This is a genomic window from Flavobacterium sp. LS1P28, from assembly GCF_003970335.1.
GTDB lineage: Bacteria > Bacteroidota > Bacteroidia > Flavobacteriales > Flavobacteriaceae > Flavobacterium.
The window spans coordinates 41,074-54,299 of the sequence record NZ_RYDI01000013.1; the positions used below are offsets into that span (position 1 = coordinate 41,074).

Genomic DNA, 13,226 nt, shown 5'->3' on the forward strand with positions numbered 1-13,226 from the left:
ATTAAACAACAAACATTAAATTAAACAAAGATGAAAAGATTTTTGCCTTGGATTATCGTAGGAGTTATTATTATTGGTATGTACAGCTGGATTAAAGGGATTAATAATACTGCGGTAACAATGAACCAAACAGTAGAACAATCATGGGGAGATGTGCAAACGGCGTACCAAAGAAGAAATGACCTGATTGGAAATCTAGTAAATACTGTAAAAGGTGCTGCTGATTTTGAAAGAAGTACCTTGACTGCTGTTATTGAGGCACGTGCCAAAGCTACCTCAACTACTATTGACCCAACGAACATCACACCGGAAAAATTAGCTGAATTCAACAAAGCACAAAGTGGTGTAAGTAGTTCTTTGTCTCGATTGTTAGTATCAGTAGAGCGCTATCCTGAGCTGAAAGCCAACCAGAATTTCTTGAAATTACAAGATGAATTAGCTAGCACAGAAAATCAAATTTTAACGTCAAGAACGCGTTTTAACGAAGCAGTTAAACCTTATAATTCACACATTAAAACGTTTCCAAACAGCTTATTTGCAGGAATGTTTGGATTCAAAGACAAAGCATATTTTACTGCTGTTGAAGGAGCGGATGCACCTGTTGAAGTAAACTTCTAAAATTGGATTTATTAGATCTTATATATTTTTATAGGTCAGAATAAATCAAATTTAAATTCAAGAAACAACCTTTTAAAAATTAATGATTTTTGACTTCAGATTTAACATTGCTGAAATCAAAAATCGTTAATCTTAACTCAAAAATATCTTAATGTCAAAAGTAGCAGAATTATTAACCCCGGAAAACGAACAGGAGATTGTTGAAGCTATTCGCATGGCTGAAAAAAACACTTCTGGTGAGATTAGAGTTCACATAGAAAAAACAACTTCCATGGATGCGTATGAACGAGCCAGAGACGTTTTTCATGAACTTAAAATGGATGAAACCGAACTTAAAAATGGTGTTTTAATATATTTAGCTGTTGATGATCACCAATTTGTAATTTGTGGAGACCAAGGCATCAATGATGTTGTTCAAGATGACTTTTGGAATTGTACACGGGATCTAATGGTCGTTCAGTTTAAAACCGGGAATTTCAAGCAAGGACTTATTGACGGAATCACCAGAGCCGGTGAACAATTACAAAGTTATTTTCCTTGGCAAGAGGGAGACACGAATGAATTATCAAACGAAATATCTAAAGGATAATGCTATTACAAAAAAAGAATACCCTAATTTGCCTAAAGTTGTTTGTTTATCTGTTATTTACACAAGTTAGTTTTGCGCAATTTACCATACCTGAAAAACCAACGTTACAAACCTCTGTTTACGATTATGCCAAGGTTTTAAGTGCCACAGAAAAAGCACAATTAGAAGAAAAACTGATTAAATACTCTGATTCTACCACAACTCAAATTGTAGTGATCACTATAGAAAGCCTAAAAGGGGAAGATGTAAGTCAATTAGCTACCCGGTGGGCACAAACTTGGGGAATTGGAGGAACTGCAAAAGAAGACAATGGTGTCATTATTTTACTCTCTAAAACCGAAAGAAAAATTGCAATAAACCCTGGTTATGGTCTAGAAGACAGGCTTACCGCAGGAACTGGTGGAGAAATAATCCGGAATATAATCATTCCAGAATTTAAAAAAGGAACCTATTACAGTGGATTAGACAAAGGAACAGATGCCTTAATTGATGTTTTTAAAGGCAAATACAAAGGTGTTCGCAAACAAACACCAAAAGAAAAAGAATTCCCGATCCTTCCTATTATAGTTATTGTGATCGTGATACTGGTATTAATATCCCGAAATAAAGGGGGTGGAAATTCAGGAAATTCCGGTGGCGGAGGTCCAAGTCTACTCGATGTCATTATTTTAAGCAGTCTTGCCGGTGGCAGAGGCGGTGGTGGTTTTGGCGGAGGAGGCTCTTCTGGAGGTGGTTTTGGTGGCGGTTTTGGCGGCGGGGGATTCTCTGGTGGCGGATCAAGTGGTAGTTGGTAACTTAGGGCTGGGATGTGTTTCCGCATTAAAACCTTGTTTATTAAACAAATACAACCGTGATTAATACCCAACCCAAAAAAGTAGATTTCTTTTTAAATACCAATAATTTAGCTCATTTTTTTGAAACCTATTTACAGAATAGCAATAATCCAAATTAGTAGCCAAATTAATCAATCAATGACATTACATGCTTTCACATAAAGCCAAATATGCGCTAAAAGCACTGCTGTTTTTAGCGCAACAAGAAGAAACCCATATTTCTCGAACTATCGAAATTGCCGAGGCAGCCTCTATTCCAAAAAAGTTTTTGGAACAGATTCTATTGGATTTAAAGCGTGGCCATTTCGTAGGGAGCAAACAAGGGAAATTTGGCGGTTATTATCTTTTAAAATCTAAAAATGACATTACTTTAGCCGATATTCACAGGCTTTTTGATGGTGCAATTGCCCTGCTACCTTGTGCCTCATTGAATTTTTACGAACGTTGTTCTGATTGCGTTAATGAATCGGAATGCCTACTAAGACACGGATTGATTAGTATTAGAGAAGAAACTTTAAAGGCTATGGAAGGCATCACTATTGCTTCATTGGTAAAAAAATAAAAAATATTATTTAAACTCTACTAATTTTATAGAATTAATTATATATTTGCCTCGAATTTAATATATCATTAACAATACAAATTTAAAAGTATGAAAACGTACCGAAGTAAGTTTGCTTTTTTGAATAGAAAATCTCGCAAAAATCAACTAATTATAATTACAAAAAAGAGCTCTCAAATGATGTGTATGTGTTAGTAAAAAAAATTAAATTTAATTCTACTAATTACATATACTTACTTTAAATGAAAAATTATATAAATAATACCCTTGTAATACTATCCGTTTTAACGTTCTCAATATCATTTGCGCAAAACATTGAAGGTGTAATTACAACAAACCTAAACATACCATTAGAAGCCGCAAATATTGTACTAAAAGAAACAGATTCTAACACAATTACAGATTCTAGCGGAAAATTTACGATTGACTCGAAAGGAAAATTCCCTTTAACTCTTTTAGTTCAATATGTGGGATATAAAACCTCAGAAATAGAAATTACTTCCTTACCGATATCTACATTACAAATAAATCTTACTGAAGAAAATGTATTGGTCGAGGTGGTCGTTTCTTCAAGACGCCGGATAGAGAAAGTACAAGATGTGCCAATTGCAATCTCCGTAATAACGGGAAAACAGGCAGAACAATCTGGAGCTTTTAACGTTAATCGCATAAAAGAACTTGTCCCATCCGTTCAATTGTATTCATCAAACCCCAGGAATACGGGAATTAATATTCGAAGCCTAGGTTCTCCTTTTGGACTTACAAATGACGGAATCGATCCGGGTGTTGGTTTCTACGTTGATGGCGTTTATTATGCACGTCCAGCTGCAACCACTTTAGATTTTATCGATGTCGAACAAATTGAGGTATTGCGTGGTCCACAAGGATCTTTGTTTGGTAAAAACACCACTTCGGGTGCCTTTAACATTACTACACGTAAACCAAGTTTTATATCAGATGCTACCTTTGAAGTAACCTACGGAAATTACAACTTTTTGCAAGCTAAAGCTTCGGTTACTGGAGCTTTGAGTTCAAAAATCGCCGGTCGAATCTCATTTTCAGGAACGCAACGTGACGGTTTAATCCATAATGTTGTTACTGAAAAACCTACAAACACATTAAACAATCAAGGAATTAGAGGACAATTACTTTATACTCCTTTTGAAAGAACAAATATCATATTAGCTGCAGATATCACAATACAACGTCCAGATGGATATGCTCAGGTAGTTGCGGGTGTCGCACCAACAGAAAGAGCGGCTTACCGTCAATTTGATGCTATTATTGCTGATTTGAATTATCAATTGCCAAGTTTAAACGCGTTTGACCGTAAAATTGATCACGATACGCCATGGCGTTCAGGACAAGATATGGGAGGAATATCTCTTAACATAGATACAAAAATTGGTAATGGGACACTTACGGCAACAACAGCTTGGCGTTTTTGGAATTGGGATCCATCAAACGATAGGGATTTTACAGGATTACAAGTATTAGCCAAATCGCAAAACCCAACCAGACAGACACAAATAACACAAGAAGTACGCTATGCAGGTCAGCTTACCTCAAAATTAAGCGGTGTAGTAGGTTTATTTTTTATTGACCAAACATCACAAACAGATGGTACAGAAGAATCCGGTAATGCACAATGGCGATTTGCGCAAAGTACTACCAGTAATTTATGGAAGACACCTGGCCTATTTGAAGGATATGGGATCAAAACCGATGCCCGCATTAGAGCTTCCAGTGCGGCAGTATTTAGTCAGTTGGACTGGGTAATAACAGAACGTTTGCATGTATTACCAGGTTTACGTTATAATTTTGACAAAAAAGACGCTACTTACAACCGTACAACATATGGAGGACTTCAAACGAATGATCCAGCCTTAATTGCCTTGAAAAAATTAGTTTATACGGATCAGTCTTTTTTATCTAATACTAATAATATTAATTTTTCTGGAAATATAACCGTTTCTTTTAAAGCAACTGACAAGATTAATGTGTATGCGACTTTTGCAAAAAGCTACAAACCCGTTGGAGTAAACGTAGCTGGATTACCTACTCTTGCCGGGCAACCAATTCTTGAACTTGCAGTAATTAAACCGGAAGAAGTAAATCATTATGAAATTGGAGTAAAAACAGCACCGTTTAAAAACTCAATATTCAATTTTACCTTCTTTAATACCGATATCAAAGATTTTCAAACCAATGTACAGGCCGCTGAATTAGGTATAAACCGTGGCTATCTTGCCAATGCAGATAAAGTAGAGGTAAAAGGGGTAGAATTAGACGCCAGTTTTGTAATCAACAAACATTTAACCATCAATGGAGCAGCGACCTATACAGACGGTAAATATGTCAAATTTATAAATGCACCCCTTCCGTTAGAACAAACAGGAGCAGCAGTATCCTTTAAAGATGTTTCCGGAACTGCTTTACCTGGTGCTTCAAAATGGGCAGGATCTTTAGGAGGTGAACTTTCAGATAATGCCAAATTTTTTGGAAATACAGGAAAAATATTCTTTGGAATCGATTCTTATGCCCGTTCTGAATTCTCTTCTAGTCCATCAGCTTCAAAATATTTAGTCGTTCAGGGTTATGCCTTATTTAATGCTCGTGTAGGTTTCCGGGCAACAGATGGTTTGTCGGTACAATTCTGGGGACGTAACCTTTTAGACAAAGAGTACTACGAACAACTATTACCGGCGGGTGGAAATTCAGGACAATATGCAGGGGTATTAGGCGATCAAAGAACGTATGGTATTACACTTCGTTATTCGTTATAGTAGCACTAAATATAAACAAGCATAACAGCACCAGTAAAACTGAGTTTTGATTGTGCTAGATATGCAAATAAAACGAACCGTATTAATTCTTTTACATTTTTAAACCTTTAATGTTGAACTATTTTGTCCTCTAAAGCAGCATATACTCTGTTTTTTTGTGCGGCATTTGTTATACAAAAAAACTGCCCCAAAAAAGCGACTAACTTTTTGAGGGCAGTTCAATATACATAGGCTCATTGAAAAAACCATTGAAGGTTCTTATTTTTTAATTAACTTCTGACTGTAGCTTGTACCATCTTCTAATTTTATAGTGACAATATAAACCCCTTGAACCAGATTACCCGTGTCTACCCTAGATTGGAAACCTAAGTCCATTTTAGACTCTATTAATTGTCTTCCGTTCATATCAAATATAGAGACTACAGCCTTCCCCGCATTTTTATTTGATCTGATAAACAGCTCAGAACTCATTGGATTAGGATAAATGCTGAATAAAATTTCTGTGTTGTCCAAAAGGGTTAAATTACCACAAACCCCTATTAAAGGAACGTTAACAGTAAAATCTTCCACCTGATCATTCCTTCTTTCTGAGGTTCCTTGTTGCGCTAAAGCCCCAACCCCTCGTCGGGCAAATACCGCACGTATCAAGCATTCATTTGCACCACCATAGAGCACAGCATCAGCCTGTATAATTGAATTTCTTCCCTCTACAAATCCAACATTACCACATGTAATTAATTTTAAACCATCCATTACTAATTGGATAGCCATATTATTTCCACCTGTACCATAATAAATATCCGGATCAAAACCATACTTACCGATAAAAGCCCAATACATATCCCAAATCATAGTTGACCAAACAAATCCTACACCATGAGGTACGCTTATTGCAGGATTTGCAATATCAGCATAAGTATAATCATTGATTGACATATCAGTAGAATATGGAGAAGGACGTATACCAGGCCCTTCGATACCCTGAAACTGTACATAGGTTCCAATCCCTCTTTTTTGTTCGGGGGTATCGTTTATTTTTTGGGTCATTATAAGTCCAAAAAAGTCAGACCAACCTTCTCCCATTTGCTCTTCATAAGCTTGACTCAATAAACAATCAAAACGATTTCGACCTCCAACTAACCGTGTTGATATTCCATGCCCATATTCATGAGCAATTATTCCTTGATCCAAATCACCATCTCTATTGATCAAATTAGCAAGAGGACCTCTGTCAACTAACCGACCGAAAACAGGTTCTGTTGCCATTTTGTCTAGTAATATCTTTCCGTCCTCAAAAGACAAACCTACTGTGGGGATTGTAATCGTTTTGTATGGTACACCGCCTCCATTTACTGGACCAGCGTTTGGAGCGTTGTTAATGATTATGACACCAATAGCACCATTGTCCTGCGCTATTGTAATTTTATCAACAAATGGACAATTACCACGGATGATAACAGCAATTTTACCTTTAACTGCAACCGCACCAGCAGCTGTATAAGCTGTACATCCATCCCTAGGATCAGGACTCTGTGCTGGTGTACCGGGGGGAGTGGAGTTAGTTGAAACCCATGGAGTCCCGTCATCTTCTACAAGAACTAATCTGCTGTCAATAGAAGGATCCCCTTCTCTAGGAATAGCTACAAATGGAAAGCGCACGGATGCATATGATTTCCGAAGTTCAGTTGCACTTGGAGGAATGACATCAAGAAACTCCCCAAAAGGAGATGCGCCCCATAAAAACATTTGCATTGTTGGCTCAAATCCATCAATCAAAGTACCAAAATTAGCATTATTAAGCCCACTACCGTCCTGAGCTTCAGCCTGTACTTCATCTCCATCCCAATCATTAATGGTTGCGCTGGTAGGTCCAGCAAAACGATCGTAATCACCCTCCTGGAAATTCCCATTCGTTTCGTCAAAACCATAGGCATAGGAAACATCATGCATGTAGTTGTTCCAAACAAATAAATTGACAATTGCAGCTTTTTGATAGGCTATCGGAGCCTTGCCTAAATCTAAAGGGTAGTCAAAACTCAGCGTACCTATACTGCTGGGCGCAGCAAAAGAATCTTCGGTCGCTGGCCCGTTAATCTTGCCCCCATCTTCATAGGACTGGACGTTATTACCAACCGTCTTGGATTCTATTTTTCCACCAAATTCATGCCAGCCTTCCGGTGAAGGGACAGCACTTCCTGCTTTTTGTGTACCGATACGTGCTGGATTATTAATCATAGTCCTGCTGCCATGATTGGGAGTCTCAACACCCAAAGGAAAAGCATTGTATTTAGATCCATCCGTAGCAGAAAGTGCTACATTAGATTTCGAATCGAGTACAATAACATTTTTACTATCTTTTTTAAAATTAAAAAAAAGATTGTCTTTTTCATAGCTATGGCTGTGATTCTTGTGACTCCTTTGATTCACAGGTTTCTCATCAGTTACAACAGGTATATCAAAATTACAACTGATCATTAAATCGGATTTCTCTAAAAGTGTCCCATTAGAAGCATTGATCTTTGTTTGCCACCAATGCGAGGCTGGATCTTTAACAATAATCTCATAGGACAATACGAAAGTACCGGTAGAATTCTTAAAATAATTTAATGGAGCTTCAAAATTGCTTGTCTCTAGCTCCGAAGGCTTAAGATCTGATTTAGTAGCATAATTCACTACACTAACTCCGGCAGTATTGCTCAATCCTAACTCACTGATCGCCTTTCGTGCGGACTGAGCTGCGGTCAAACTAGCATTGCTACTACTGATGTTTCCGTATATATTTTTCACAAAAGTATGCTTAAAACTAGTAACCACATTGTTTTTTAAAAGCACTGTGGCTGCTGTATTTGCAATTTTAACCCCTCCTACCTCTTGTTGCAGATACGCAATTAAATAATCCGAGTTTTTAAGCGTCCCATAACTGGTTATGGTAAATTGATTGGCATCTGTAGCAGATAAATTTAAACTTGCAAAATTCACAAGCAGATAGTTTTTTATAATATCTTTTTTATCTTGACCATGACCTATGGTGCTCAGTGTTAAAAAATAACAAAACAAAAAAACAGAGTAAAGGTTTCTCATAATTAGCAGATTTTTAATTACTTAATTCAAATCTAAAACGAATGTAAATTATGAAATTTGATTTAATAAATTTTAGCGTATAATTTGAAATAAAAAACTAATAATTTATATTTAAACGTAAAAAATCAGGTAAATAGCAATTTATTACACTAAAATAAAAGAAAAAAATATTTTTCAGCAATGCCAAAAACATATTTGTACACGTTTATAAAAGGCAATTTTAGGCGATTAAAAATTCTAGCGATTAAAACTAAAGGCTAAACTTACCTATCCGTTTTATTTCTTTTAAAAACAAACTGATTTATACTGTTTTGAAGACTACAAAATGCTATCCACATCTAATGCAACAGTGTTAAACAGCTATATACTTGGCCTCAATGAGTACAAATGACATAAAACCACTAGGTTCTACACCCAAGTTTTCATAAGTTTTACCTGCACTATAACGAAGTAAAAAAGTATTGATGAATTACTTATAAAAACATTAACGCACTTAATTATAACCAGATTGTTAGTACCTTATTTTGAATGCATACCAGTTTTAAAATATTTCAAAAAATAAAATAAAATATCCCCTATAGAAATACTAGACTTTGTTTAAATTTGCCTTAATTGAAATAAAATTTAGTGAAAACCATTAGAATTATCTTGTTTTTATTTGTGTCACTGGGCTGCCAAGGACAAAGCAGCAAAATAGTGGATCATCAAAGTATTCTTTGGACACGCTATTACAACCAATTATCGTTAAACGAGAAGTGGTCTCTGCATTCTGAATTTGACAATCGTCTTTTTGTAAAGCCTATTGCTGAAAATTTATATGTTATTCGTGTTCAAGGACGTTATAAAATTAATGATCATCTGGAAACTGGAGTCGGTTTTGCTTATTTCTCTGTTGACACGCAGGTTCCTGAAATTAATTTTGATTTTGAAATCCCGGAATATAGAGGGCAACAGGACATTACATGGAAAAAAATCATAGGTAAAGTAACTTTCCATCAACGTTTTCAATTAGAAGAACGTTTTATTCATAACGCTAGCAAGACTGCTTTATCGCCGGGAACCTCGTTTTCATGGAGGTTCAGATATAGACTTCAAGGGGATTATACCTTTTGGAAAAAAGAAAAACACTTTGTCAAAGCAATATTATCTGATGAAGTAATGGTTAATTTTGGAAAAAAAATCATCAAAAATACGTTTGACCAAAACCGAATTTACATCGCTCTGCAATATGGTTTTAATCCGAATATTGCTTTAGAATTGGGCTATTTAAACAGTTTTCAGCAGCGATCCAACGGAATTGATTATTTCAATAGAAATATTATCCGATTCAGTATATTGCATAAAATAAGACTCCAAAAAAAGAACCGAAAGAACTATTAGTACGTATATATTTTTACAAAAATACTAAATAATTACATTTTAAGTATTGATTACAAGTATATTAACTAAATATTTAGAATTTAAGATGTGTCTTTAATTAAAAAATATAGCCATGAAAAATTTCGCAATTAAACTCGTGTGGTTTACCACCATTTACGTTTTTGTATTTGCCGGTTTATGTCAAACCACTATTCCTTTGCCAATTTTAATGATCCGACATTGCGTAAGTATACCATTAATCCTATTTATGGTTTACACCGTTCTAGCTGACGATTAAAACTATAAAAACATTCAAATATTGGTACAGTGACCATCCTACGGAAACTTTTGAAGAAGAAAAACGTTAATTGCTCAAATCCATTTTATGCAAAAAAAATCCCGATAAAATCGGGATTTTTTTTATTTCTCTCTAATATAAATATCGATTGGAACGCCTGAAAAGTCCCAGTTTTCTCTAATTTTATTCTCCAGATAACGTTTGTATGGTTCTTTTACATATTGTGGCATATTAGCAAAAAATACAAATTGTGGTGTTGGTGTTGGCAACTGCATGCAGTATTTAATTTTTACATACTTCCCTTTTGTTGCCGGTGGCGGGTAGGCTTCAATCACTTTCAACATAAATTCGTTGAATTTTGAAGTTGCAATATGCTGTTTTCTGTTTTCAAATACTTTGACGGTTGCTTCTAATGCTTTTAACAAACGCTGTTTGGTCAAAGCCGAAACAAAAAGAATAGGCACATCCGTAAATGGCATCAATTCTTCTCTGATTTTAGCTTCATAATCCCGAGTTGACATCGTTTCTTTTTCGACTAAATCCCATTTGTTTACTAATATTACAACTCCTTTACGGTTTTTCTCAGCCAACCAGAATATACTTTGATCCTGACCTTCAAATCCACGCGTGGCATCAATAATCAAAATGCAAATATCCGCATGCTCAATCGCACGAACCGAACGCATTACTGAGTAAAACTCTAAATCTTCCTTCACTTTGGCTTTACGACGAATACCCGCAGTATCCACTAAGTTAAATTCGAAACCAAAACGGTCAAATTTTGTATCAATTGCATCCCGAGTTGTTCCCGCAATATCTGTAACAATATACCTGTCTTTACCAATTAAAGCATTGATAAAGCTTGATTTTCCAGCATTAGGACGTCCAACCACTGCAAAACGAGGCAATACAACTTCTTCCTGCGTAGGCTCTGGTTTTATAGGAAAAGCATCAATTAATGCATCTAATAAATCACCGGTTCCACTTCCTGAAATACTGGCAAACGTATAATATTCTCCTAAACCAAGGTTGTAAAACTCAATCGCATCTTTCTCACGCATGGAATTATCTACCTTGTTTACAGCCAGTAAAACTGGTTTTGTCACCTTACGCAACAATCGTGCAACGGCATCATCCATTGGAGTAATTCCTTCCTCTACATCTACCACAAAAATGATAACATCAGCCTCATCTATTGCAAGTTCGACTTGTTTACGGATTTCTCCTTCAAAAACATCATCAGAACCACGCACGTATCCGCCGGTATCAATTACAGAAAACTCTTTTCCGTTCCATTCGCTTTTTCCGTAGTTTCTGTCACGGGTCACTCCCGAAACAGAATCTACAATAGCTTCTCTTCTTTGTATCAGCCTATTAAAAAGGGTTGATTTCCCTACATTAGGTCTTCCTACTATCGCAACAATGTTATTCATAATCCTATTTTCAAATATTTTGCAAAGGTATGCTTTTTTTAGTTTGTAGTGACCAGTTTTGAGTATTCAGCAAAAAAGCACACTAACTGCACGCCTTCAAACTAAATTTCAATGCCTTTTTAGGAGCTATTTCCAGCTGTCCACTCTATCTTTTATGTTTTAAAGAAAAACATAAAAGGATGCCGTTCCCATCTGGGCTAGGGCATTTCGAATTCTAATATTATTTATCGGAAAGTTTTTAGAGCTGAGCGCTAATAAACTGAACACTGAACTTATTGATTATACCCAAATCGTTTCAACATATTAACGTTGCTACGCCAGTTTTTGTTGACTTTTACGTACAATTCAATATGGATTTGTTTTCCGAAAAACTTCTCCAAGTCGGCACGAGCTTCCATTCCTACTTTCTTCAAAGCAGCTCCTTTATGTCCGATGATGATTCCTTTTTGAGTTTCGCGCTCCACCATAATCAAAGAACGGATTCTGATGATATTTTCATCCTCAAAAAACTCTTCGGTAACAATTTCTACAGCGTATGGAATTTCTTTACTATAATTCAATAATATTTTCTCCCGGATGGTTTCATTCACAAAGAAACGTTCTGGTTTGTCTGTCAATTGATCTTTCGGGTAATACGCCGGTGATTCCGGTAATAACTCAATGATACGTCCAAAAACTTCCGGCACATTAAAATTCTGCAAAGCAGATATTGGGAAAATTTCTGCGTTTGGAACTTTCGCTGCCCAAAAAGCAACTTGCTCTTCTAGCTGCACTTGGTTTGAAGTATCAATTTTATTCAATAAAAGCAGAACCGGGATTGTGGCGTGAATAATTTTATTAAAGAAAGCTTCATCTTTCAAATCCTGCTCTCCAATTTCGACCATATAAATCAAGATATCAGCATCTTCAAAAGCAGACTTCACAAAATTCATCATAGATGCCTGCATTTCATAGGCAGGCTTTATAATTCCTGGCGTATCTGACAAGATCAATTGAAAATCTTCCCCGTTTACAATTCCAAGAATTCTATGGCGTGTTGTTTGTGCTTTTGAAGTAATTATGGACAATCGTTCTCCAACAAAGGCATTCATTAATGTTGATTTCCCAACATTTGGATTTCCTATGATGTTTACAAAACCTGCTTTATGTGACATTTCTAATATAATTTATTGTGCAAAGGTAGACATATCAAGTCAATAGACGAAATAAAACATTTTTTAAAATTTATGTTTGAATTTATTAAATTTGGTTGTACATTTGCACTCGAAACAACGCGGGATAGAGCAGTAGGCAGCTCGTCGGGCTCATAACCCGAAGGTCACAGGTTCGAGTCCTGTTCCCGCTACTAAGTTAATCGTATTGAGATTACAAACGCACATCGCGGGATAGAGCAGTAGGCAGCTCGTCGGGCTCATAACCCGAAGGTCACTGGTTCGAGTCCAGTTCCCGCTACTAAGAGAAACCTATCAACATTTTGATGGGTTTTTTTATTTTCACTACCTTCCGTAACTCCTACAAACACTGAGATTAACTCAAAAATTCCGTTCACTTTTTTGGTTAGACATTCCATATTTTCTGTCCTAATGGATTATCATTCTGGAAATACTAAATTTTGGATTCTTATTTTGTTCTCGACATCTCCTATACCCCAGCAAACACTAATGTTT

At 36.0% G+C, this 13,226-nt stretch carries 10 protein-coding genes and 2 tRNA genes; 9 read left to right on the forward strand and 3 right to left on the reverse strand.

Annotated elements, in window-relative coordinates; genetic code table 11:
- Window positions 1-30 precede the first annotated feature (30 nt).
- The 5 genes from EKL97_RS10865 (at window position 31) to EKL97_RS10885 (ending at window position 5,388) form a co-directional block, all read left to right on the forward strand.
- A complete protein-coding gene (locus EKL97_RS10865) occupies window positions 31-618 on the forward strand; it encodes a LemA family protein (RefSeq protein WP_126568860.1) in 588 nt (195 codons plus the stop codon).
- Window positions 619-769: 151 nt separating this feature from the next.
- Window positions 770-1,207: a TPM domain-containing protein gene (locus tag EKL97_RS10870; protein ID WP_126455359.1), complete on the forward strand. Its 438-nt coding sequence runs from the start codon at window positions 770-772 to the stop codon at window positions 1,205-1,207.
- The gene (locus EKL97_RS10875) at window positions 1,207-2,001 is read left to right on the forward strand and encodes a TPM domain-containing protein (protein ID WP_126556120.1); all 795 of its coding nucleotides are present in this window, start codon (window positions 1,207-1,209) and stop codon (window positions 1,999-2,001) included. The genes EKL97_RS10870 and EKL97_RS10875 overlap by 1 nt, the downstream gene beginning before the upstream one ends.
- A 187-nt stretch (window positions 2,002-2,188) precedes the next feature.
- Window positions 2,189-2,602, forward strand: coding sequence for an RrF2 family transcriptional regulator (locus EKL97_RS10880; RefSeq protein WP_126455363.1), 414 nt, complete (start codon window positions 2,189-2,191; stop codon window positions 2,600-2,602).
- A gap of 242 nt (window positions 2,603-2,844) precedes the next feature.
- Window positions 2,845-5,388, forward strand: a complete 2,544-nt coding sequence (locus tag EKL97_RS10885; protein ID WP_126568861.1) for a TonB-dependent receptor — start codon at window positions 2,845-2,847, stop codon at window positions 5,386-5,388.
- Between the two features lie 258 nt (window positions 5,389-5,646).
- Here EKL97_RS10885 and EKL97_RS10890 read toward each other — a convergent pair whose 3' ends face one another.
- A complete protein-coding gene (locus EKL97_RS10890; protein ID WP_126568862.1) occupies window positions 5,647-8,469 on the reverse strand; it encodes a T9SS-dependent M36 family metallopeptidase in 2,823 nt (940 codons plus the stop codon).
- Between the two features lie 627 nt (window positions 8,470-9,096).
- Between EKL97_RS10890 and EKL97_RS10895 the strand changes: the two genes are divergently transcribed.
- Together EKL97_RS10895 and EKL97_RS10900 are read left to right on the forward strand one after the other, a co-directional pair.
- Window positions 9,097-9,849 (forward strand): DUF2490 domain-containing protein, encoded by a 753-nt coding sequence (locus EKL97_RS10895; protein WP_126461962.1) that lies wholly within the window; start codon window positions 9,097-9,099, stop codon window positions 9,847-9,849.
- A 112-nt stretch (window positions 9,850-9,961) separates the two neighbouring features.
- On the forward strand, window positions 9,962-10,126 hold the full coding sequence (locus EKL97_RS10900; RefSeq protein WP_233579294.1) for a hypothetical protein: 165 nt from the start codon (window positions 9,962-9,964) through the stop codon (window positions 10,124-10,126).
- 122 nt (window positions 10,127-10,248) lie between these two features.
- On the opposite strand, the gene der is transcribed toward EKL97_RS10900, so the two are convergent.
- Together der and era are read right to left on the reverse strand one after the other, a co-directional pair.
- Window positions 10,249-11,559 (reverse strand): ribosome biogenesis GTPase Der, encoded by a 1,311-nt coding sequence (gene der, locus EKL97_RS10905; protein ID WP_126461959.1) that lies wholly within the window; start codon window positions 11,557-11,559, stop codon window positions 10,249-10,251.
- A 272-nt stretch (window positions 11,560-11,831) separates the two neighbouring features.
- Window positions 11,832-12,713 carry a GTPase Era gene (era, locus tag EKL97_RS10910; protein ID WP_126452863.1) on the reverse strand — a complete coding sequence of 294 codons (882 nt, stop codon included), beginning with the start codon at window positions 12,711-12,713 and terminating at the stop codon, window positions 11,832-11,834.
- 118 nt (window positions 12,714-12,831) lie between these two features.
- On the opposite strand from era, the gene EKL97_RS10915 reads away from it, so the two are divergent.
- Window positions 12,832-12,904: transfer RNA gene (locus EKL97_RS10915), tRNA-Met, on the forward strand.
- Window positions 12,905-12,938: 34 nt separating this feature from the next.
- A tRNA-Met gene (locus EKL97_RS10920) sits at window positions 12,939-13,011 on the forward strand.
- Window positions 13,012-13,226: the final 215 nt, after the last annotated feature.

What these genes read in the sequence shown, in the direction of transcription:
- EKL97_RS10865 (WP_126568860.1), top strand. Translation starts at nt 31, where the DNA reads ATGAAAAGATTTTTGCCTTGGATTATCGTAGGAGTTATTATTATTGGT.
- EKL97_RS10870 (WP_126455359.1), top strand. Translation starts at nt 770, where the DNA reads ATGTCAAAAGTAGCAGAATTATTAACCCCGGAAAACGAACAGGAGATT.
- EKL97_RS10875 (WP_126556120.1), top strand. Translation starts at nt 1,207, where the DNA reads ATGCTATTACAAAAAAAGAATACCCTAATTTGCCTAAAGTTGTTTGTT.
- EKL97_RS10880 (WP_126455363.1), top strand. Translation starts at nt 2,189, where the DNA reads ATGCTTTCACATAAAGCCAAATATGCGCTAAAAGCACTGCTGTTTTTA.
- EKL97_RS10885 (WP_126568861.1), top strand. Translation starts at nt 2,845, where the DNA reads ATGAAAAATTATATAAATAATACCCTTGTAATACTATCCGTTTTAACG.
- EKL97_RS10890 (WP_126568862.1), bottom strand. Translation starts at nt 8,469, where the DNA reads ATGAGAAACCTTTACTCTGTTTTTTTGTTTTGTTATTTTTTAACACTG.
- EKL97_RS10900 (WP_233579294.1), top strand. Translation starts at nt 9,962, where the DNA reads ATGAAAAATTTCGCAATTAAACTCGTGTGGTTTACCACCATTTACGTT.
- der (WP_126461959.1), bottom strand. Translation starts at nt 11,559, where the DNA reads ATGAATAACATTGTTGCGATAGTAGGAAGACCTAATGTAGGGAAATCA.
- era (WP_126452863.1), bottom strand. Translation starts at nt 12,713, where the DNA reads ATGTCACATAAAGCAGGTTTTGTAAACATCATAGGAAATCCAAATGTT.